General features: G+C 50.9%; 19 protein-coding genes and 1 pseudogene. 10 read left to right on the top strand and 10 right to left on the bottom strand.

The features are described from left to right. Positions 1 to 19: 19 nt before the first annotated feature. From potF to nfsA, 4 genes are all read right to left on the bottom strand, one after another. Positions 20 to 1,129 (bottom strand): spermidine/putrescine ABC transporter substrate-binding protein PotF, encoded by a 1,110-nt coding sequence (potF, locus tag H0248_RS11900; protein WP_180786090.1) that lies wholly within the window; start codon positions 1,127 to 1,129, stop codon positions 20 to 22. Between the two features lie 371 nt (positions 1,130 to 1,500). Beyond that, a complete protein-coding gene (locus H0248_RS11895) occupies positions 1,501 to 1,980 on the bottom strand; it encodes a type III secretion system chaperone family protein (RefSeq protein WP_039275494.1) in 480 nt (159 codons plus the stop codon). Between the two features lie 253 nt (positions 1,981 to 2,233). Further along, entirely contained in the window at positions 2,234 to 3,145 is a 912-nt protein-coding gene (rimK, locus tag H0248_RS11890) for a 30S ribosomal protein S6--L-glutamate ligase (protein WP_180786089.1), read from the bottom strand. Between the two features lie 16 nt (positions 3,146 to 3,161). Continuing rightward, positions 3,162 to 3,881 carry an oxygen-insensitive NADPH nitroreductase gene (gene nfsA, locus H0248_RS11885; RefSeq protein WP_180786088.1) on the bottom strand — a complete coding sequence of 240 codons (720 nt, stop codon included), beginning with the start codon at positions 3,879 to 3,881 and terminating at the stop codon, positions 3,162 to 3,164. Between the two features lie 308 nt (positions 3,882 to 4,189). Between nfsA and H0248_RS11880 the strand changes: the two genes are divergently transcribed. Continuing rightward, positions 4,190 to 4,456, top strand: coding sequence for a GrxA family glutaredoxin (locus tag H0248_RS11880; RefSeq protein ID WP_010277298.1), 267 nt, complete (start codon positions 4,190 to 4,192; stop codon positions 4,454 to 4,456). Positions 4,457 to 4,549: 93 nt separating this feature from the next. On the opposite strand, the gene H0248_RS11875 is transcribed toward H0248_RS11880, so the two are convergent. Beyond that, complete coding sequence (locus tag H0248_RS11875; protein WP_180786087.1) at positions 4,550 to 4,921, bottom strand: inner membrane protein YbjM; 372 nt, start codon at positions 4,919 to 4,921, stop codon at positions 4,550 to 4,552. A gap of 376 nt (positions 4,922 to 5,297) precedes the next feature. Here H0248_RS11875 and H0248_RS11870 point away from each other — a divergent pair, with 376 nt between their 5' ends. The 3 genes from H0248_RS11870 to deoR all read left to right on the top strand — a co-directional run bounded on the left by H0248_RS11870 (position 5,298) and on the right by deoR (position 8,789). After that, complete coding sequence (locus H0248_RS11870; protein WP_180786086.1) at positions 5,298 to 6,986, top strand: aspartate:alanine antiporter; 1,689 nt, start codon at positions 5,298 to 5,300, stop codon at positions 6,984 to 6,986. Between the two features lie 329 nt (positions 6,987 to 7,315). Then, complete coding sequence (deoC, locus tag H0248_RS11865; RefSeq protein WP_180786085.1) at positions 7,316 to 7,984, top strand: deoxyribose-phosphate aldolase; 669 nt, start codon at positions 7,316 to 7,318, stop codon at positions 7,982 to 7,984. Positions 7,985 to 8,015: 31 nt separating this feature from the next. Then, positions 8,016 to 8,789, top strand: coding sequence for a DNA-binding transcriptional repressor DeoR (gene deoR, locus H0248_RS11860; protein ID WP_180786084.1), 774 nt, complete (start codon positions 8,016 to 8,018; stop codon positions 8,787 to 8,789). Here deoR and H0248_RS11855 read toward each other — a convergent pair. Further along, on the bottom strand, positions 8,786 to 9,991 hold the full coding sequence (locus tag H0248_RS11855) for a serine hydrolase (RefSeq protein WP_180786083.1): 1,206 nt from the start codon (positions 9,989 to 9,991) through the stop codon (positions 8,786 to 8,788). The genes deoR and H0248_RS11855 overlap by 4 nt on opposite strands. Before the next feature lie 394 nt (positions 9,992 to 10,385). Here H0248_RS11855 and H0248_RS11850 point away from each other — a divergent pair. Beyond that, positions 10,386 to 11,004, top strand: a pseudogene (locus H0248_RS11850) (glutathione S-transferase family protein). 31 nt (positions 11,005 to 11,035) lie between these two features. Here the strand turns inward: H0248_RS11850 and H0248_RS11845 are convergent. Beyond that, the gene (locus H0248_RS11845; RefSeq protein WP_180786082.1) at positions 11,036 to 12,202 is read right to left on the bottom strand and encodes a PQQ-dependent sugar dehydrogenase; all 1,167 of its coding nucleotides are present in this window, start codon (positions 12,200 to 12,202) and stop codon (positions 11,036 to 11,038) included. A gap of 222 nt (positions 12,203 to 12,424) precedes the next feature. Here H0248_RS11845 and rimO point away from each other — a divergent pair, with 222 nt between their 5' ends. Then, a complete protein-coding gene (gene rimO, locus H0248_RS11840; RefSeq protein ID WP_180786081.1) occupies positions 12,425 to 13,738 on the top strand; it encodes a 30S ribosomal protein S12 methylthiotransferase RimO in 1,314 nt (437 codons plus the stop codon). A gap of 182 nt (positions 13,739 to 13,920) precedes the next feature. Continuing rightward, the gene (sanA, locus tag H0248_RS11835) at positions 13,921 to 14,700 is read left to right on the top strand and encodes an outer membrane permeability protein SanA (RefSeq protein ID WP_110164227.1); all 780 of its coding nucleotides are present in this window, start codon (positions 13,921 to 13,923) and stop codon (positions 14,698 to 14,700) included. 9 nt (positions 14,701 to 14,709) lie between these two features. On the opposite strand, the gene yeiB is transcribed toward sanA, so the two are convergent. From yeiB to H0248_RS11820, 3 genes are all read right to left on the bottom strand, one after another. Then, on the bottom strand, positions 14,710 to 15,897 hold the full coding sequence (gene yeiB, locus H0248_RS11830; protein ID WP_110164226.1) for a DUF418 domain-containing protein YeiB: 1,188 nt from the start codon (positions 15,895 to 15,897) through the stop codon (positions 14,710 to 14,712). 121 nt (positions 15,898 to 16,018) lie between these two features. Then, positions 16,019 to 16,681, bottom strand: a complete 663-nt coding sequence (gene folE / locus H0248_RS11825; protein WP_005967317.1) for a GTP cyclohydrolase I FolE — start codon at positions 16,679 to 16,681, stop codon at positions 16,019 to 16,021. Positions 16,682 to 17,007: 326 nt separating this feature from the next. After that, the gene (locus H0248_RS11820) at positions 17,008 to 18,687 is read right to left on the bottom strand and encodes a methyl-accepting chemotaxis protein (RefSeq protein WP_180786080.1); all 1,680 of its coding nucleotides are present in this window, start codon (positions 18,685 to 18,687) and stop codon (positions 17,008 to 17,010) included. Positions 18,688 to 19,378: 691 nt separating this feature from the next. On the opposite strand from H0248_RS11820, the gene ptrR reads away from it, so the two are divergent. The 3 genes from ptrR to fghA all read left to right on the top strand — a co-directional run bounded on the left by ptrR (position 19,379) and on the right by fghA (position 22,392). Continuing rightward, a complete protein-coding gene (gene ptrR, locus H0248_RS11815; RefSeq protein WP_180786079.1) occupies positions 19,379 to 20,269 on the top strand; it encodes a putrescine utilization regulator PtrR in 891 nt (296 codons plus the stop codon). Positions 20,270 to 20,382: 113 nt separating this feature from the next. Beyond that, a complete protein-coding gene (locus H0248_RS11810) occupies positions 20,383 to 21,504 on the top strand; it encodes an S-(hydroxymethyl)glutathione dehydrogenase/class III alcohol dehydrogenase (protein WP_010294737.1) in 1,122 nt (373 codons plus the stop codon). 42 nt (positions 21,505 to 21,546) lie between these two features. Next, on the top strand, positions 21,547 to 22,392 hold the full coding sequence (fghA, locus tag H0248_RS11805; RefSeq protein WP_180786078.1) for an S-formylglutathione hydrolase: 846 nt from the start codon (positions 21,547 to 21,549) through the stop codon (positions 22,390 to 22,392). The last annotated feature ends 141 nt before the right edge of the window (positions 22,393 to 22,533 follow it).

Genomic DNA, 22,533 nt, shown 5'->3' with positions numbered 1-22,533 from the left:
ATCATTCAAATCCAAAAGGCTATTTGCCGCTTTTAACCTTAGTCCATGCACGCGTACGTGTACGGTCAATCTGAGGAGATTGCACCTTAAGCGTAAACAGTTTGGCACGCACATCCGCCGGCGGATAAACGCCCGGGTTGTTACGAATCTCTGCGTTCACCAACGGCAAGGAGGCCAGATTACCGCTCGCGTAATACACATGGTTACTGATTCCCGCCATCACTTCCGGCTTCATCAGGTAATCCAGAAACGCATAGGCTTCATCCAGATTTTTAGCATCTTTTGGAATAGCGAGGACATCAAAGAATGCCAACGCGCCTTCTTTCGGAATGCTGTACTGGATATTTACCCCGTTCTTCGCTTCTTTCGCACGGTTTCCTGCCTGCAGGATATCGCCCGCCCAGCCTACTGCGACGCAGATATCGCCGTTTGCCAGATCGTTGATGTACTGCGATGAATGGAAGTAGCGAATGCTCGGACGCAGTTTCAGCAGCAGGTCGGTCGCAGACGTGGTGTAATCACCCGGTTTGGTACTGTTTGGATCTTTACCCTGATAGTTCAGCACGGTTGCAAAGATCTCTTCCGGTGCATCCAGGAAGGAGACGCCGCAGCTTTTCAGCTTTTCCAGGTTCTCCGGCTTCAGAACCAGATCCCAGCTGTCAACCGGTGCATCGGCACCCAGCACAGCTTTGACTTTCTCAACGTTATAGCCGATGCCCGTGGTCGCCCACAGGTAAGGCAGGGCATATTTATTGTCTGGATCGTGCTGCGCAATCAGCTTCATCAAATCAGGATCCAGATTTTTGTAATTCGGTAACTTGCTCTTGTCTAATGGCTGAAAAACTCCCGCAGAGAGCTGGCGCTCCAGGAAGCTGGCAGAAGGCACCACCAGATCAAAACCCGTGCTGCCCGCCATGAGCTTGCCTTCCAACACTTCGTTGGAATCAAACACGTCATAGACGACTTTAATGCCGGTTTCTTTCTGGAAATTGGCTAACGTGTCCGGTGCGATATAGTCGGACCAGTTATAAACATGCAGCGTTTTCTCTTCCGCAGATGCGGTGACGGACGCGGCCATCAGCAAGCCGGTAACAACACCCGATAGCCATTTTTTACGTTGGGTGAACATCCGTTCCTTCCTCCATTCAAGGGGGTGATTCGTGGGAGTAGTATGTATCGTTCCGATACAAAATATGTCCTGCCGCGCTCTCCAATCGGTGAATGAGTATGCACCGATTTTTATTCGCCCAGACACACACATAGCCCTGATTCCGGTGTCTGTGTCTTACAGGAATAAAGCATAACCCCACAACATCGTGTGCACCATACTTGAACGTAAAAAATGGGTTTTAACGATTATTTATTCACATTTTATCGATGTGATGAAGGCGTTTAGCAGCAAACAAAGATAAATATCTGGCAATAATGCGAAATAACCAGAATAAATGGTGGTGAAAGGAAAATAAGTAAAACCAATTGCTGCCGTTGGCAGCAACCGTATCAATGCAGATGAGAGGTGGTGACTCTGGCAGCAGAGCCCTCTTCTTCCTCGCCGATAAACAGCAGATTATTAGCGCCGGCCTCAAGGATCACCATTGAGATTTGTTCTTCGGACTGCTGCATGAAATGTCTGAATTGTTCCAGCGTCATGCCAGCGGCCACGCTGAATGACTGGCAGACAATCAGTTTCGGCAGATTATCATCCTGAACGTCGATAAACGCCTTAACGGTCAACGAGCTGGCATTGATTTGGCTCAGATCGCCAACCAGAGGAATCAACGCGCTGGGCTTCACTTCGGCAAGGGCAGAAAACAGAATCACGTTATCTACCAGATCAACTTTCGCATCGAACACGCCATCAAAATTTTGCATATGAGGAAGATGGAGCGCCTGACAGGAATCACATTCGAAATACAGAATGTTCAGTTGATCCAGCCACCGCCGTAGCATAGCCAAATCCGGGACGATGAGTGAATCCATCATGTTTGCCTCATACCTGCCGCCGTACAGACAGCGTTGTTGAAAAGAAAACACCGTTTACACAGAAGCGATGTTAAAACAGAAATAGCCTTAAAAACGGCCCATAGCTTACGGAATATTGCGCGACGATGCCATGATAAAAGCGCCTCGCCACCCGCTTTCCTCGTTCCGTACCGGATAGCGCTGCGGCCCGGTACTTACACGCCAAAATAAGGAACGCCGTATTTTACGGCGCGGTCCCTGTTTCAGAAAGCTAACTTTTACTTATTGTTGCCGAGATTGCGAAGCGCCTCTGGGTATTTTGCTCAATAAACTCAATCATCATGCCGGCAATATCGAGTCCGGTCGTCGTTTCAATCCCTTCCAGCCCCGGCGAGGCGTTGACTTCCATCACCAGCGGCCCCCGATCGGCACGCAATATATCAACGCCCGCGACATTCAACCCCAGCGTTTTTGTCGCCTTGATAGCAATCGCACGCTCCTGCGCCGTAATTTTCACTTTATTCGCCGACCCGCCGCGATGCAGGTTTGAACGGAATTCCCCCGCTTTCGCCTGTCGCTCAATCGCCGCCACAACGCGGTTGCCGATCACAAAACAGCGGATATCTTTCCCCTGCGCTTCATGCACGTACTCCTGCACCAAAATGTGCGCATTCAGCCCGCGAAAGGCATCAATCACGCTTTCGGCCGCCTGTCGCGTCTCGGCCAGTACCACACCGATTCCCTGCGTGCCCTCCACCAGCTTTACAACCAGCGGCGCACCGCCCACCATCGCAATCAAATCACCGGTATCATCCGGCGAATGAGCAAATCCGGTGATCGGCAGGTCAATTCCCTCACGAGCAAGCAGTTGCAATGAATGCAGTTTGTCGCGGGCGCGAATAATGGCGACTGAATTATTCAGCGGGTAGCTGCCCAGCATTTCAAACTGGCGCAACACCGCCGTACCATAAAACGTGATTTGTGAACCGATACGCGGAATAACCGCATCAACTTTATCCAGCCGACGTCCGCGATAATGCACCGACGGCGCCGCCGAATTGATATTCATGTAGCAGGAAAGCGGGTCGATAATCTCAACGCTGTGTTGGCGCGCTTCAGCCGCTTCACGCAAACGTTTACAGGAATATAACGCCCCATCACGAGACAGAATGGCTATCTTCATAAATATCCTACGGATACTAACGTATCGCCCATCCTTGTTGATGTAAGTAGTCCAGCATGAATGGACGTAACTCTTTTTTCAGCGTCCGTTCCACGTGCTCACTCCAGCTTTCACGACGACTACCGGTACGTTGCAGATAATATTCCACCATCTGCTGGTCGTATTGCGCCAGCACATCTCGGTCGAGCGGCTGATAGACATTTTCATGCAGCATCATCGCGGTTGGCATGCGCGGTTTCAGCATAGGGTCCGCGTCTGGGTGCCCCAGACACAGGCCAAACAACGGCAGAACTAACGTTGGCAGTTGCAGCAACTGCGTCACGTCAGCGATTCGATTGCGGATCCCGCCGATAAATACCCCACCCAACCCCAGCGATTCGGCGGCAATCAGTGCATTCTGCGCCATGAGCGCAGTATCGACGCAGCCAATCAGCAATTGCTCAGCCAGCCCGGTTTCTGCCTGTGGGAAGATCGCCACATGGCGGTGGAAATCGGCACAAAAGACCCAAAACTCTGCCGCCTGCGCCACATAGCCTTGCTCGCCAGTATAGTGAACGAGCGTTTCTCGCACCGCAGGATCGGTAATACGGATAATTGAGCTGCATTGTAAAAAACTGGAGCTGGACGCACTTTGTGCGGCGGTAATGATGGCGTGGCGTTGCTCATCCGTTATGGCCTGAGACGTAAACGCGCGAATAGAACGGTGGCGCTGTAGCAAATCAATCATTGGTGTCACACTGGCATCCTTCAGTCGGTAAAGTACATCTCATAGGCAGCTTGCAGTATGACGAAATTATATCGTAGCTCGGGCGGAATCTGCATTACCCCACCGCCTAATAGCTTCAGCAAATCGTTGTAACAGGTAATGACTACTTTTTTTCATCAATGAATGCGGGCATAGTATTGATAAATTTCGGTATAGTAGCGTGATTCGCAGTAACCTCATTAACCGTAACACTTTTAGCCGTGACCTTGTCTGTAATAGGCGTCACGCTATGCGTTTCAAGAATGAGAACATTTTTCTAATTTTACAAAGGAGTTTACATGTTCGCTGTAATTTTCGGGCGCCCCGCTTGCCCTTATTGTGTACGTGCGAAAGAACTGGCAGAGAAATTGGCCGAGCAACGTGATGACTTCAGCTTCCGCTATGTAGACATTCACGCAGAAGGCATTTCGAAAGAAGATTTGTCCAAGACGGTAGGAAAGCCGGTTGAAACCGTACCGCAGATTTTCCTGGATGAAAAACACATCGGCGGCTGCACCGATTTTGAAGCCTATGCTAAAGAGCATCTGGCTCTGTTCCAGTCATAATCATCACACTGGCAGAACACATCGATCATCGAACTGACAAAACAATAGCGCGGCGACAGTCCGCGCTTTTTTATGGGTTCGAAACCGCGTCCGTCAACGAAGATAGCGACGATAAAGACGACGTAAACACAGCATGCCCAGCGCACCGAACACGCACCAGAAAACTGCACTCATCACGTAGGCCAACTCTTGCCAGAAAGAACGCATAGGCGTACTCCACAGGTGGAGCACCAGCAAACACACGGGCATTGCCGCCAGCGCGCCAAACAGCGGGTAAAGTAGGCGACCGCGCGCGGAAAGAAAATAGGCCACCATGCCAGGCAGCAGAAAAAGCAACATTCCTGGACTACCACGTAGCCCATCACTCACCGCAACCTCTGATGCCTCAATTTTTTGACTCAGAAATACGATGGTGAACAATAAAAAACAGCAGGTCGCACTAACCCAGCCTTTATTTCTTGCCATAAATCGCCCCCACTCAATATGCCTCCTAACCTGCCTCAACCAGATAACGAAAATAGGCAGCATAGTAAAAATGATCGGTATACCTATTCCTCGATATGAAAAACATGAGGCTTCGTTACGATTTATTCGACATGTAGGCTGTCCACAGAAAAAGACGATAACCCAATGCATTTCTTCAGCAGCAGTACCAAAATCATTAAATTAAACAATAATTACACTGAACAATTTTTATCGGATAAATTATACTGAACGAGGCTGATTCCTTTCAGCTGACGCGTATTGATACCGTCACGGGAATTCATGCATTTCATGGCTAAATCTAGCCGCTATAGTTAATAACATCAAGAACTTACTGGTAAACAACAAGTTACATTCCATGAATATAAACGTCGCTGATTTGTTAAATGGGAATTACATTCTACTTTTATTCGTGGTTCTTTCATTAGGACTCTGCCTGGGGAAATTGCGTCTCGGGCCAGTACAACTCGGTAATTCTATTGGAGTTTTAGTTGTTTCTTTATTACTCGGCCAACAGCATTTTTCGATTAATACTGAAGCGCTGAGCCTCGGCTTTATGTTATTTATTTTTTGCGTCGGTGTGGAGGCTGGGCCGAATTTCTTTTCTATTTTCTTCCGCGACGGAAAGAATTATTTCATGCTGGCGCTGGTGATGGTTGGCAGCGCCATGTTACTGGCGTTAGGCTTAGGCAAATTCTTTGGTTGGGGAATTGGCCTGACGGCGGGGATGCTGGCCGGGTCCATGACCTCAACGCCGGTGCTGGTCGGTGCAGGCGACACGTTGCGCAGCACCGCCAGTTTGGGTAACCAGCTCGGTATTGAGCAAGATCACCTGAGTTTGGGCTATGCGCTGACGTATCTGGTCGGGTTGGTCAGCCTCATTTTTGGCGCACGCTACCTGCCCAAACTCCAGCATCAGGATTTGCCTACCAGCGCTCAGCAGATTGCACGCGAGCGCGGATTAGACCCAGACAGCCTGAGAAAAGTGTATCTGCCCGTGATTCGCGCCTATCGCGTTGGGCCGGAATTGGTTGGCTGGGCGGATGGCAAGAATCTGCGTGAACTGGGGATTTATCGCCAGACTGGCTGCTACATCGAGCGCATCCGACGCAACGGAATTCTAGCCAGCCCCGACGGTGATGCCATCTTGCAAATCGGTGATGAGATCGCGCTGGTCGGCTATCCCGACGCCCATTCACGCCTGAACTCCAATTTCCGCGATGGCAAGGAAGTTTTCGACCGCGATTTGCTGGATATGCGCATCGTAACGGAAGAAATCGTCGTCAAGAACCACAATGCTGTCGGCAAACGCCTGAGCCAATTGAAGCTGACCGATCACGGCTGTTTCCTCAACCGTATTGTCCGTAGCCAAATTGAAATGCCGATTGACGATAACGTCGTGCTGAATAAAGGCGATGTCTTGCAGGTCAGCGGTGATGCCCGCCGGGTAAAAAGCATTGCTGACAGAATTGGGTTCATTTCTATTCATAGCCAGGTCACCGACCTGCTGGCCTTCTGCGCTTTTTTTGTCATCGGCGTGATGATCGGGCTGATCACCATCCAATTCAGCAACTTCACCTTTGGCATCGGTAACGCGGCTGGATTATTGTTCGCCGGTATCATGCTGGGGTTCCTGCGCGCCAACCACCCGACCTTTGGCTACATTCCGCAAGGCGCACTTAACATGGTCAAAGAATTCGGCCTGATGGTTTTTATGGCTGGCGTTGGCCTGAGTGCAGGGAGCACCATCAACAGTAGTCTGGGTGACGTTGGTATCCAGATGCTGGTTTCAGGGCTGATCGTTAGCCTACTACCCGTGGTGATTTGCTTTCTGTTTGGTGCGTACGTGTTAAAAATGAACCGTGCGCTGCTGTTTGGCGCCATGATGGGTGCACGAACCTGCGCTCCCGCAATGGAAATTATCAGCGATACGGCACGCAGTAACATCCCTGCGCTCGGCTATGCGGGTACCTATGCGATTGCTAACGTGCTACTCACCTTAGCAGGTTCACTGATCGTGGTTATCTGGCCTGAACTGCCCGGCTGAAAAAGTGTAAAAAATCGTCAATATTATTTTCTAAAGGCCAGAACTTTTTCTTTGCCCTAGAGTCTGAATAAGTGCCACTGCTTTTCTTTGATTCCCCTTATTGAGGAGCCCATCGTTCCCGCCTTTCAGGTTCAAGAACGATGGGCGTTTTCTTTTCCGCATTATACTCGTCATACTTCCCGATATCCACACATCCGCTATCACATTTACTTCATTTTTTGTTATTAAAATAACAAAAATTAATTACATTGTTATTTTTATGACATAAAAATCATTGAGTGTCATAATCGCGCTATCTGATTTCTTATCTCCACCGCCAAGGATTTACCATGACTGACTACGCACGCTATATCGACCACACACTACTGGCAGCCAATGCCACTGAACAGCAAATCGCCACCCTGTGTGATGAAGCGATCGCTCACCGTTTTTATGCCGTCTGTGTTAACTCAGGTTACGTGCCTCTCGTGGCAGAAAAGCTGAAAGGCACGGAAGTGCAGGTATGTTCTGTTATCGGTTTCCCTCTTGGTGCAAGCCTGACATCCAGCAAAGTTTTTGAAGCGAAAGCGGCAATTGATGCCGGTGCGCAAGAAATCGATATGGTGATTAACGCCGGCTGGCTGAAAAGCGGGAATGTTGCCGCCGTCAAAGCGGATATTCAGGCCGTGCGTGAGGTTTGCGCCGCTATACCGTTGAAGGTAATATTGGAAACCTGTCTGCTTGATGACGAACAGATTGTCCTGGTGTGTGAAATGTGTCGTCAGTTGGATGTCGCGTTCGTCAAAACGTCTACCGGTTTCAGCACCGGCGGCGCACGCGAAGAACACGTTCGACTGATGCGTAGCACCGTCGGCAGCGACATGGGTGTCAAAGCATCCGGCGCGGTTCGCGATCGCCAAACGGCACAGCGTATGATTGAAGCAGGTGCCACACGTATCGGCACCAGTTCAGGCGTCGCTATCGTTTCAGGTGAAACGGCAGTAGCAGGAAACTACTAACAACAAAAATAGCTTACTAGCAGGGAATTTTATGGAAACGCGGCGCGGCGAACGGATAGGCAGACTGGCTCAGGCATTAAAGAAAACCGATAAACTCCATCTTAAAGACGCCGCACAGCTACTCGGCGTGTCCGAGATGACCGTGCGCCGCGATCTAAATGCCGATTCCACCAGCGTCATGCTGCTCGGCGGCTACGTGGTTAGCGACCTGAAGAATAACGGTGTCACCAACTATTTTGTCTCCGACCAGCAGACCAAGCACGTAAGAGAGAAGCGGGCTATCGGTACTGCGGCTGCTTATCTGGTGGAAGCAAACGATACCGTTTTTTTCGACTGTGGTACTACGATTCCTTTCATCATTGATGCCATTCCTGATGCGTTGCCCTTTACCGCGATTTGCTATTCCCTGAACACCTTTTTAGCACTACAGGAAAAAAAGGCGTGCAGAGTGATTTTGTGCGGCGGGGAATACCATCCAGATAACGCGATTTTTACCCCGCTCAACCAGCGAAGCGAGCTGGACAACGTCTGTCCGAACAAAGCCTTTATCTCTGCGGCGGGTATCGAACTGACTGCGGGAGCCACCTGCTTTAACTTTGCCGAACTGGGCATGAAGCAACGCGCGATGGCAACCGCACAGCGAATCATTCTAGTGGCGGACAGCAGCAAGTTCGGTCAGATTAAACGCGCCTGCATTGGCCCAGTGAAGCTGTTTGATACCGTCATTTCCGACGGAGCCCCAAGCGACGTCTACTTACGCTATTTTTCCAACAACGGCATTCAGTTACTCCACCCCGGAAATTAGCTGAATAGCCCACCGAACCACTGCTGCACCTTCATCATCAACGTATCCCAGAGGCGGCTAAAGAAGCCAGCCTCGGGGATATCATCCATCGCGACCAGTTCGCGCTGTCCTATGCTCTTGCCGTCCAGTTGGAAGTCGATAGTGCCGACAACCTGATTCTTGGTCAGTGGTGCGGAAAGCTGCGGCTGATTTAGCGTAAAGCTGGCTTTCAGGTTCTTCATTTGCCCTTTCGGGATGGTCAGCGCAGCATCCTGTGCGACGCCGAGTCGTGCCTCTTTTTCAGTACCAAACCAGACCCGCTGCGTAGTAAAAGGCGTATCCGTCTTGATAGGCGTTACCGTTTCGAAAAAGCGGAAGCCCCAGGTGAGCAGTTTCTCACTTTCACGAAAGCGAATGGCATCCGTTTGCGCGCCCAGCACCACGGAAATCAGGCGCATATTGCCTTCGGTGGCCGAGGCCACCAGATTGTGTCCTGCCCCGCTGGTATGGCCGGTTTTCACACCGTCCACATTCAGGTTAGTACTCCACAGCAGACGGTTGCGGTTAGGCTGGCGAATATTATTGAAGGTGAACTCTTTTTCCTTGTGCAACGCGTATTCTTCCGGCACATCGCGAATCAGCGCTTGCCCTAACCGCGCCATATCACGTGCGGTGCTGTACTGCCCTGGCGCATCAAGACCGTGCACGGTTCGAAAATGCGTATTCGTCAGGTTAAGTGCCTTCGCATAATTGTTCATCAGGCTAACGAACGCATCCTGACTACCCGCGACGTAATCCGCCAGCGCGATGCTGGCATCATTGCCGGACTGAATGACAATGCCTTTATTTAATTCAGAAACGGGGATACGGTCGCCCGGCTTAAGGAACATCAGCGACGAACCACGCAGCGCCGGATTGCCGGTTGCCCAGGCATCTTTTCCGACGGTCACTTCATCCGTCGGACGAATTTTACCGGATTTGATCGCCTGCCCAATCACATAGCTCGCCATAATTTTTGTCAGGCTGGCAGGGTCAAGACGCTCATCAGCATTGCTTTCCGCCAGCACTTTACCGCTGTGGTGATCGATCAGGATATAGGCTTTAGCATCAATCTGCGGCACCGCTGGCAACTGTTCCGCATAGGTGAATGGCACTAAACCAACAAGCAATACCGTACCTACAGAGAAAGACGTGAGTCTGGTCAGGAAAGGAGTTGTTTTCATGAGTTCGCCGCGATATCCATACTTCGTTAAAAATTCTTGATTTTCAATATGTTTTGAAAACTTTAGTAACATACAAAGGTAACGCGTCATCTCTGGGATGAAAACCGCTCCTTCTGTAAAGATAGTCAAAGAAATGAAAGTTTCTAAAAAAACGCAGATAAAAAAGGGACTTAGGGAAAATTAAGGAATGTCTGAAAATCTAGGTATCAGGTAGCCAGAAAGAATAACGGATGGCACGACGAATGTCGCAATGTCGCCTTCTCCTCGAGGTCGAGCGAGAAAGATGCTGTCATTGTTAAGAATGACAAGTGAAATCATAAAGACTAAAAAGGTGTATCATTATTTCCCACTATCGCAAACATCCGAATATCCTTGTGTGCACAAAGAGGTTGCTATGATAACGATTTGGGGTCGTGATAACTCGACCAACGTAAAGAAAGTCCTGTGGTGTGCGGAAGAACTTGCGCTGCCTTATCAGCATATTGTGGCAGGCGGACAATTCGGTCTTAACCATGAAGCCGACTATCTGGCGATGAATCCTAATGGCCTCATCCCCTGTTTGCGTGACGACGATCTGGTGCTATGGGAATCCAATACCATCGTCCGTTATCTGGCGGCACAGTATGTGTCAGGATTCTCTGTATCTTGCCGACCCAGGCAAGCGCGCCAGTGCCGAAAAATGGATGGACTGGGCAACCTCTCTCGCCGTCTCCTTCGGGCCGGTGTTCATTAATATCGTGCGTATGGCACCGGAAAAACGCGATACCGCCTTGGTACAGAAAGGCATCGCCGAATGCGAACGTTTATTTGATATCGTGGATACCGTTCTGGCTAATCAGCCGTGGCTATCCGGCGATCGATTCGGCGTTGGCGATATTCCACTAGGCTGTATTGCTTACGGCTGGCTGAATATGCCGATTGAACAACAGTCGCATCCTCATCTGGAACGCTGGTATCAGCAACTCACCGAGCGCCCAGCGTATCAGAAACACGTCATGATTCCGCTGTCTTAAGTGAATCAGGCACCGTAAGGTGCCTGATTTATTACTCCAGCCCGACTTTCAGCAATTTGCCATTATCGTGATCGGTCAGCAGATAGAGGTAATCGTCTGGCCCCAGTCTTACGTCGCGGATACGTTCACCACGGTCGCCCAGCAAGCGCTCTTGGGACGTGACTTTGTCGCCATCAAGCGTCAACCGAATCAGGTTCTTCTCTGCCAGCGCGCCGATAAAGACTGAGTTTTTCCACTGCGGGAAACGGTCGCTGTTATAGAATGCCATTCCGCTGATACCCGGTGATTTCTCCCAATAAAAATCGGGATTCACCATACCGGCGATCTCTTTTCCTTTCGCTTCTGGAATCTTCAGCCCAGAATAATTAATGCCATGCGTTGCAATTGGCCAGCCATAATTTTCGCCCGCTTTAGGAATGTTAATTTCATCTCCACCTTTCGGGCCATGTTCATTTTCCCACAGCACGCCAGACCATGGGTTAATCGCCAATCCCTGCGGGTTACGATGCCCGTAAGACCAGATTTCCGGTCGAGCGTTAGGCGTGTTCACAAACGGGTTATCGGACGGCACTTTCCCCTCTGCGGTCAGGCGAACAATTTTGCCCTGTAATTTATCCAGATCTTGTGCTGTCGGGCGTTCGTTGTTTTCGCCCAGTGCGATAAACAGATGCCCTTGTCGATCAAAGGCCAGCTTGCCGCCGAAGTGGTTACCCGTAGACAGCTTCGGTTCCTGACGGAAGAAGACCGTGAAATTCTCTAGCCGCGTATTATCCTCCGAGAGTTTGCCATAGCCGACAGCGGTCCCCGCTTTACCCTCGCTCCCTTCTTCGGCAAAGCTCAGGTAGATGCGTCGATTCTGTGCAAAGTCCGGCGATAGCGCGACTTCCAGCAATCCGCCCTGTGATTTAGCAAAGACCTTCGGTACGCCGGCTATCGGCGCAGACAGCGCACTGCCCGCTTTCCATAAACGTAAATTTCCGGCGCGTTCCGTAATCAGAATCCCCTGCTCTTCCGGCAAAAACGCTAATGACCACGGATGATCCAGCTTATCCTGCAATTCCGTCACTTTAGGTTCCGCCGCCAAGAGCTGGCTGGAAAGCAGCAGCGTTGCGCTAAGCAGCAGCCAATGTGGGGCAGCAGAAAATCGTCGTAACAGGGGATGTGAAGCAGAATTGCGAGGCATCAGGCGATAGGGCATAGCGTTGTCTCCATCCAACAAAAGTCCTGTAAATTTAGGCAGCAGGCCGTGTTTGTACAAAAAAACGTGGCAAGGTTTACATTTATTGAAGAAATCGCTCATTAGAAGCGTCATCTTCACAGCGATAAAATGCTGAGTTTTACACCACTGACTATAAGGATAATCAACTATGGTGTAGAATCCTCCGGTTTTTATTTTCTGTTTATTTTGTGAGCGAATAATATGCAACAACCACGTATCGGCTTTGTTTCCCTCGGTTGCCCGAAAAACCTCGTCGACTCCGAGAGGATTCTGACCGAACTGCGTACTGAAGGTTATCAGGTCGTCCCACGTTATGACGACGCTGAGCTGGTGATCGTCAATACCTGTGGTTTTATTGACAGCGCCGTACAAGAGTCGCTGGAAGCCATCGGCGAAGCGCTGAATGAGAACGGTAAAGTCATCGTAACGGGCTGTTTGGGTGCCAAAGAAAATCAAATACGCGAAGTGCATCCCAAGGTTCTTGAAATTACCGGTCCGCACAGCTACGAGCAGGTGCTCTCACACGTACATCAATACGTCCCGAAACCGACGCATAACCCGTTTACCAGTTTAGTTCCCGAGCAGGGCGTCAAGCTCACCCCGCGCCATTACGCCTATTTGAAAATTTCAGAAGGCTGTAACCACCGCTGTACGTTCTGCATCATCCCTTCTATGCGTGGCGATTTAGACAGCCGTCCAATCGGTTCGGTGTTGGATGAAGCAAAACGTCTGGTTGATGCAGGGGTAAAAGAGCTGCTGGTGATTTCTCAGGATACCTCAGCGTACGGCGCGGATGTGAAGCAGCGAACTGGCTTTTGGAACGGACAACCGGTCAAAACCAGCATGGTCAGCCTGTGTGAACAACTGGCATCGCTCGGCGTGTGGGTGCGTCTGCACTATGTCTACCCGTATCCGCACGTAGACGATGTGATCCCGTTAATGGCAGAAGGCAAAATCCTGCCTTATCTGGACATTCCGCTCCAGCACGCCAGCCCGAAAATTCTCAAGCTGATGAAACGCCCTGGCGCAGTAGAAAGAACGCTGGAGCGCATTAAGCGTTGGCGCGAAATCTGCCCGGACTTAACGCTGCGTTCTACCTTTATTGTCGGCTTCCCCGGCGAAACGGAAGAAGATTTCCAGATGCTGCTCGACTTCCTGACAGAAGCCAAGCTCGACCGCGTGGGCTGCTTTAAATTCAGTCCAGTCGAAGGTGCTGCGGCAAACGCATTGCCGGATCAGGTACCGGAAGAGATCAAAGAAGCGCGTTTCCATCGCTTCATGCAGCTTCAGCAGGCGATTTCTACCCAGCGTTTGCAGGATAAAATTGGCCGTGAAGTGCTGGTGCTGATCGATGAAATCGACGAAGAAGGCGCGATTGGCCGCAGCATGGCCGATGCCCCTGAGATTGACGGCGCGGTTTATCTGAACGGCGAAACCGGTGTGAAAGTCGGTGACATCGTTAAAGTGAAAGTCGAACACGCAGACGAGTACGATCTGTGGGGTAGCCGAGTTTAATACTCCTGTCACGCCAGCTTTTCTGCCCGAAAGGCTGGCGTTTTGTTTTTACGCCATCTCGTCCCGCACGCTGAAAATTCAATCAATAAACCGCCCGTTCCTCCCCTTCGTCTTGCGTCCCCCTGTCAGGTAAAGTAGCCTTGGGGAATGATTAGTCTACTCGCCTTACCTGAGGCATAAGCATGTGGAAACGCCTGACATTCGGTTTGTTAGCCCTCATTGGCGTGCTGCTGCTCTCTGCTTTTGCCCTCGATCGTTGGATCAGTTGGAAAACCGCGCCCTTTATTTACGATGAGCTTCAGACCTTGCCGAAACGGCAGGTTGGCGTCGTATTAGGTACCGCGAAATACTACCGTACCGGCGTAATCAATCAGTATTACCTGTTCCGTATGCAAGGGACGATTAACGCTTACAACAGCGGTAAAGTCAGCTATCTGCTATTAAGCGGTGATAACGCGCTACAAAGTTACAATGAACCGATGACGATGCGTCGCGATTTGATCGCCGCAGGCGTTCCACCTTCGGACATCGTGCTGGATTATGCGGGGTTCCGTACGCTGGATTCCATCGTCAGAACGCGCAAAGTGTTTGATACCAACGATTTCACCATCATCACTCAGCGTTTCCACTGTGAACGTGCGCTATTCATCGCGCTGCACCTGGGTATTCAGGCACAGTGTTACGCCGTGCCCTCCCCGAAAAACATGATGACCGTGCGAGTTCGTGAATTTGGCGCTCGTTTGGGCGCGCTGTTCGATCTGTATATCCTGAAACGCGAGCCGCGCTTTTTAGGGCCGCAGGTGCCGATTCCTGCTGAACATACTATCCCAGAGGATGCTCCAGATTATCCTGCCGTCCTGCCTGAACAGGTGATTCCTGCGCCAGCGCATCAGGCTAAACAGGAGCAACCGGCAAAAACCGAGCCCGAATCCGAACCTCACCACGAGCAGGCCGCGCCGTAGCGTCTTTCTCTACGCCGTTTTCCCTATCGCATTAGTGAGCGTGCGCCATAACCATTCGAGTGGTCCCTGACGAAAATAGCGCAGCCAGTAGTGAGAGAAAACCAGATTGACGATCCAAATAGCAGGAACCAGTGCCAGCAGTTGCAGACGGCTAAACGCCATAAACAGGCCAAGCTGATTAAACAATGCGACGCAAATCAGCGTTTGCAGCAAATAGTTGGTTAACGCCATACGCCCGACATCTGTAATCCAGTAGGTGATGCGCGATTGGCACAGCGTGGTCCAGAAGCCATAGCACAGCGCCAGATACCCTATCGCCTGCAAAGGTGAACTCAGCTCGCGCGGAATCTGCAATAACAGCCCACTCCAGCGATATTCCCACTCCACCAGCCACTGCCCCACTACGCCAACGCTGTTAATGGCGATACCTAGCGGAATCAGCCACAGCGCAACCTTACGATAGTGTGCCGTGCTGAATTCACCTTTCAGCCAGCCGCTGCGCATCAAGCCAGCCCCCAGCAGCATCGACCCCGCCAGCAGCCAGCCGTACTGCACGCCCAGCGACAACAGACTTTCCGTTAGCAGGTCGACACGATTCCCCCACGCTTCCGGCCCGCCTAACGCCCGCCAGTAGGCTTCATAGGCGATATCCGCCATGCCCGGCAGCCAAAAACGTCCCGGTTGCAGGCTCAGAATCTGGCTCAACACAAACAGCACGCCGATGCCCACCAGATACAGAACCGCACCCGTCCGCATTAGCAACCGGCTGCTTTCCGCATGACGAATCATGCCGTAACACACGAGTCCAATCAGCGCATAGTCGAGTAAAATGTCGCCATCCCACAGGAAAATGGCATGAATCAGACCGATGATCATCAACCAGAACAGGCGTGCATGTACCCAGCGTTTTCCCCGCGACAGCAGCAGCTGTAACCCTGCGCCAAAAAGAAGAGAAAACAGCGTCAGAAATTTCGCCTGCGCAAGCAAATCCATCGCCGCCCAGGTTAAGACATCAGACAGCGTGGGTTCCCCTTTCCAGGCGGGATTCAGGTAGGCCGCATGCGGTAAACCAAACGCCGTAATATTCAGCAGTAAAATGCCCAAGATGGCGACGCCGCGGGCAAAATCCAGCGTGGCTATCCGTGAAGGTGGCCGCGAAGGTGGCGAATGAAGTGACGGTATAGAGTGAGAAGGCATACAAATTACATTTTCAAATCATCGAAGTAGCGATTGTATGCAGATACAGAGAAAAAGCGAAGATGCTTACTGATTTGACGATGACAAAGCGTATTTTCTTCATCATCGTCAATAAGAAGGCTTAATTGTGGTGACGTACCGCGCGCAAGAATTCCTGACGCGTATTTTGGCTGGATTTAAACAGACCACCGAGCGATGTTGTGGTCGTGGCACTGGTCGCATCACGGATGCCGCGCGCCTTCACGCAGTAGTGCACCGCATCAATCGAGACCGCGACGTTGTTGGTTCCCAACAGCGTTTGTAGCGCAACCAGAATCTGCTGCGTTAAGCGTTCCTGCACCTGAGGGCGCTGAGAGAAAAACTGGACGATTCGGTTGAGCTTCGACAAGCCGATGACGCCGTCTTTCGGAATATACGCCACCGTTGCTTTCCCATCGATCGTCACGAAATGGTGTTCACAGGTGCTGGTCAACGTGATATCCCGCACGGTAACCATTTCATCGACCTTCATTTTGTTTTCAATGATGGTGATTTTGGGGAAGTTGGCGTAGTCCAAACCGGAGAATATTTCATCAACGTACATTTTGGCGATACGCGTCGGTGTTTCAGCCAGGCTGTCATCGCTCAGATCGAGGCTCAGCAAATTCATAATTTCCGTCATATGCTCGGCAATACGTTGCTTACGCGTATCCCGATCCAACAACGCGCCGCGCAGCGGCGTTTCCAGACCGCGTGCCAGCAACGCTTCGTGCACCATAACGGCTTCTTTACTTAGTGATGACATTATTATTCTCCTGCAGGTGTAACTATGCCTATCGCACTATCACGGCCTTGGTCAGGCCCTAGCGCCGTCAACACTCTAGTTGAGAGAGTCACGATTATCCAGTGATTGTATGTCATGATTGTTGAAATAGATTCAGGTTATCAAGCGTGGCGGATGTACCTGTGCGCCGTAGCAAGGTCGAATGGTATGCACAAAAAAACGCCTACGCAGGTGTAACTATTCAGTGATAAACAAAAAAGCACTGGGAAAATATCCTAGTGCTTTTAACGATAAATCACCTGATTTTTGCGGCTGTCAGCGCCCTGACACCGCATGTTATGGGGTTATCAGAAAGTTTCCCAGTTATCGTTAGTGTTGCCTTTCTTACCACCAGTACCGGCTAATAACATCGGTTTCTGCGCTGCTGATGCTTCAGCCAAACGCTGCTGAGAACGACGAGGGGCATCTGCGGCGGACAGCTGGAATACCGATACGGCTTCAGTTAACTGACGGGCCTGATCTTCTAGCAATACTGCTGCAGCGGCAGATGCCTGTACCAACGAGCTGTTCTGTTGCGTTACGCCATCCATCTCGGTAACAGCCTGACCAATCTGCGTAATACCGCGACTCTGCTCATCCGACGCCGAGGCAATTTCTCCCATCAGGTCATTCACCCGGGTAATCGCAGAAATGATAGAGTCCATCGCTTCGCCAGTTTGTGTCACCTGACCCGATCCCACGTTAATACGTTCAACCGATTCGGTAATCAGGCTTTCAATTTCTTTCGCTGCCTGCGCACTGCGCTGTGCCAGATTACGAACTTCACCTGCGACCACCGCAAAGCCGCGGCCTTGTTCACCGGCTCTAGCAGCTTCTACCGCTGCGTTCAACGCCAGAATATTGGTCTGGAAGGCAATACCGTTAATGACGCTGGTGATGTCGGCAATTTTCTTCGAACTGGTCGTAATACTTGCCATCGTCGCCATCACATCTGCCGTGACATCGCCGCCTTTCTTCGCCGCAACGGACGCGTCCTGCGCCAGCTTGGTAGCCTGATGAACGTTATCGGCATTCTGTTTCACTGTCGCACTTAGCTCTTCCATACTGGCTGCAGTCTGCTCCAGTGCGGCTGCCTGCTGATCGGTTCGCGCGGACAGATCGTTGTTACCACTTTTGATTTCACTCGACCCCTGATGAATCGATGCAGAACTGTCGCGGATAATGGATACCGTATTCACCAGACTATCCTGCATCTCTTTCAGATAAGGAATCAGTTGCCCAGCATTATTACTCCCAAATTCATTAATAGGGTGGCCAAGCTGCCCAGCAGCCAGTACTTGGAAATAGCCTTTGATCATGTTCAGCGGTTTAATCAGATAGTGAACCAGATACCGATCCGTCAACAGCAGGATGAGCAACCCAAGAACCGCTGCGCCCAGCAGAATACGATTACTCCAGCCAACCAAGCCGTAGACCTCACCCATTGAGGTTTCTGTCGACGAAAGAATCGCGGATTGGTATTTATCCATGTTGGCACCAAACGAGACGCTGAGTGGTGGATAAATTTTACGAAAGAGCTGGCGGAACTCATCCTGACGATTTTCACGCGCAGCATTCAGCATGGGTGTCAACCCGTTATCCAGTAGCTTGCTCCAAGCAGCGATCATATTGTCTGCGGTTTCTTTATCGACACCAATATGTTTAACCGTTTTAAACAAGGCCAATTGATCCGATGTGATCTTAAAGGCGGCAGTTGCAGACGTGAAGACTTTCTCCGCATCGGCGACATCCCCCGTTTGCTGGAAATCCATCGAGCGAACAACACGGGTAACCGTACGAAAATACTGGTCATTGCCCTTTACCAGCATCTCTACGTTTTTACGCTGAGTTTCGCCGGATTCCAATAGTTTGGTCATGCTGCTTAATGAGGTGGCGGTAAAGAAAGACGCGCCCCCCCATACAACCAGAAACAGACCCAATATTGTTAAGAGCATTGTTCTTATTGAAATATTTTTTAAAAAGTTCACAGAAGACTCCTATAAATTATCTGGCGATTTTTTTTCGCTTTCCACAGCATGGCTACACACCTTGAATTAACAACACGCCCGTTAAGTCATTCAATGAATAAGTTGCTCCTCTCACTAATTAGCTGTTTTCATTTAATGGTAAAAATAAATTTTTTCACAACTATTATTGGCTATTCTTTCTATGTCTTAACATTATCGGCATTTTGCATAAGCACTTTACGCCCCTGCATCAATAATTGCGATCGAAATGAGAGATGACTGTCATTTTAGCCATATATTTTCTAAAACACTGCCATCAATTATGTCAAGCTATTGTTTTAAATTGATATTTACTTAAACCCCCACTTTCAAACTTGGGAAGTTATTTTATTTTTATGTGATTATTCTTATTTTTTACTCTACCCTTTTTCTTAGAAAAATATGACCTTCTTCACGGCAATCATTACTTTTGGTGCTATTAATTTAGGCTACGCACATTTTATCGCTTTCTTCGCTTTACCCCATACCCAGATATTAATCCTGATGATAATTACGTCTGTTATTTTTATCATTCAGAGTACATACCATTGCACTGGGTTTACGTTACGTTCACATCAGCCTAGCGTAAGCCAGTTGCGAAATGCGCTGCTTGACGCTACACTTCACAAAAAATGAATAATCAAGCATCAGTTCATTACGAAAAGAGAAAGATATGGATTTGACCCAGCTCCGCATGTTCTGTCTCGTCGCCGAAACGGGCTCCGTCGCGCGTGCAGCAGAACAGCTTCATCGGGTTCCTTCAAATCTGACCACACGGCTGCGTCAGTTGGAACAAGAACTGGGCACCGATCTGTTTATCCGTGAGAAGCAGCGCCTGCGCCTGTCCCCTATTGGCCACAATTTCTTATGTTATGCACAGCGCATTCTGGCACTTAGTGAGGAAGCGATCAGCATGACACGCACGGGGGAACCCGCCGGTAATTTCGCGCTCGGTTCGATGGAAAGTACCGCGGCAACCCGTTTGCCTACGCTATTAGCGGCTTACCATCAGCGTTACCCCAATGTTTCGCTGTCCCTGAATACCGGTACATCCGGGGAAATCATTGAGCGCGTGCGCGCGGGAACATTAGCGGCAGCGTTAGTCGATGGCCCCGTTGTCTACGATGAGCTGAATGGCTGTTCGTGTTTTACGGAACGACTCGTGCTGATATCTGACACGACGCACGCGCCGATTACCCATGCGCGGGATGCCAGCCACGATACGCTGTTTGCCTTCCGCCCCAGTTGTTCCTATAGAAAGCGCCTTGAGAACTGGTTCCGGCAGGATGGCGTGGTGCCCGGCACGATCATGGAAATCCACTCATACCACGCCATGCTTGCCTGTGTAGCCAGCGGTGCCGGACTCGCCATGCTCCCGTATGCCGTCCTCGAATCACTGCCCGCAGGCACACGCGTTCAGGTGCATGAATTACCACCCGACATCGCCGCCGCGCCCACCTGGCTTGTCTGGCGACGTGACGCCTTCGGCCCGAATGTCGAGGCGCTTAAAAAGCTCATTATTGAACAGGGCAGCATTATTGAACCACCCGCTCAGTCGGAATGAACCCATTATTTTCTCTGAGCAGCCATTTTCAAGACAGGACGACGCCGTGATGAATACCACGTCCTGTCATTCAATTTACCACCCATAACGGAATGCCATTAGGAGCCTCCACCATGCAAATGATTAAAACCCGTGCCGCTATCGCCTGGGGTCCCAACCAGCCACTGTCGGTTGAAGAAGTGGATCTGATGCCACCGCAGAAAGGTGAAGTATTGGTGCGCATCGTCGCAACTGGCGTATGCCACACGGATGCCTACACGCTGTCCGGCAAAGATCCTGAAGGCGTGTTCCCGGCGATTCTTGGTCATGAAGGCGGCGGGATTGTCGAAGCCATCGGGGAAGGCGTGACCAGCGTTGCCGTTGGCGATCACGTTATTCCGCTTTACACCCCAGAATGTGGCGAATGTAAATTCTGTCGCTCTGGTAAAACCAACCTGTGTCAGGCTATTCGTTCCACGCAGGGTAAAGGCCTGATGCCGGACGGTACGACTCGCTTCTCCAAAAATGGCCAGCCGATTTTCCATTACATGGGCACCTCTACCTTCGCAGAGCACACCGTTGTGCCTGAAATTTCGCTGGCGAAAGTGAATAAAGAAGCACCACTGGAAGAAGTTTGCCTGCTGGGCTGTGGCGTTACCACCGGTATGGGCGCCGTGCTGAATACCGCAAAAGTGAAAGCGGGCGATACCGTTGCGATTTTCGGCCTCGGCGGCATTGGTCTGTCGGCGATTATCGGTGCGCAAATGGCAGGTGCGGGACGCATCATCGGTATCGATCTCAACACCAGCAAATTCGATCTGGCGCGTAAACTGGGTGCGACCGATCTGATCAACCCGAAAGATTACGATAAGCCGATTCAGGACGTCATCGTTGAACTGACCGATGGCGGCGTGGACTTCTCCTTCGAGTGTATCGGTAACGTCAATGTCATGCGTTCCGCGCTAGAGTGCTGTCATAAAGGCTGGGGTGAATCCATCATCATCGGCGTAGCGGGTGCAGGTGAAGAAATCGCCACGCGTCCGTTCCAACTGGTGACGGGTCGCGTATGGCGCGGTTCTGCTTTCGGCGGCGTGAAAGGCCGTAGCGAACTGCCAGGCATTGTCGATCGTTACCTGAAAGGCGAATTCCCGCTGAATGACTTCATCACCCACACCATGGGGCTGGACGAGATCAACACGGCATTTGATTTAATGCACGAAGGCAAATCGATTCGATCTGTGATTCATTTCGGTTAATTGCGCTACTGTCAGGAACAGAATAAAGGAGGCTGTACAGCGATGACTTCATCACTGGAACTGCTGGAAGAACACCGTATGTTTGGCGGCTGGCAACAGCGCTACCGCCATGTGTCGGAAACGCTGAACACCGCAATGACGTTCAGTATTTATCTGCCGCCGACACAGGATGACACGCCGCCGCCCGTGCTTTACTGGCTGTCTGGGTTAACCTGCAACGACGAAAATTTTACGACGAAAGCCGGTGCGCAGCGCGTTGCCTCCGAACTGGGTCTGGTGCTGGTCATGCCAGACACTAGCCCGCGCGGCGATGGCGTAGCAGACGACGTGGGATACGATCTGGGTCAGGGGGCGGGATTCTACGTGAATGCCACGCAGGCACCCTGGGCGGCACACTACCGGATGTATGACTACATCAGCAGTGAATTACCAGCGTTAATCCAGCAGCATTTTAACGTGAATCGTCGTCAGTCCATCAGTGGGCATTCGATGGGCGGCCACGGCGCGCTGATGCTGGCGCTACGCAACCCGGATCAATTCCAGTCTGCGTCAGCGTTCGCCCCGATCGTTAACCCAAGTCAGGTTCCCTGGGGACGCAAGGCGCTGACCGCCTACCTCGGTGAGGATGAAACGCAGTGGTTGCAGTATGACAGTTGCCATTTGCTGGTAAATAGCCAGAAGAAGCTGCCCATACTGGTCGATCAGGGCGATTGCGATCAGTTCCTCCCCGATCAGTTGCAACCGGCGAAACTGGAAGCCCTCGCAAGCCAGTATGACTGGCCGCTGACGCTGCGGACACAGTCTGGCTATGACCACAGCTATTTCTTTATCGCCAGTTTTATCGAAGATCATCTGCGCTTCCACGCCCGCTATTTATTGGAAGAATAGTGATTGGAAGAACAGCACGTCGAATAATGTTGCTATGCTTATCTTATTGAGCGCCGCGCTCAGGAATCTCCTGAGCGCATTTTCTCTACTCCATCGTCATAATCCCTGAAAGACATAAGCGCACCTGCGGCATGACGGATA

It is taken from the genome of Pectobacterium brasiliense (genome assembly GCF_013449685.1).
GTDB lineage: Bacteria > Pseudomonadota > Gammaproteobacteria > Enterobacterales > Enterobacteriaceae > Pectobacterium > Pectobacterium brasiliense_A.
The sequence above is the reverse complement of the archived record's forward strand: the minus strand, read 5'-3'. Positions and strand labels throughout refer to the sequence as shown.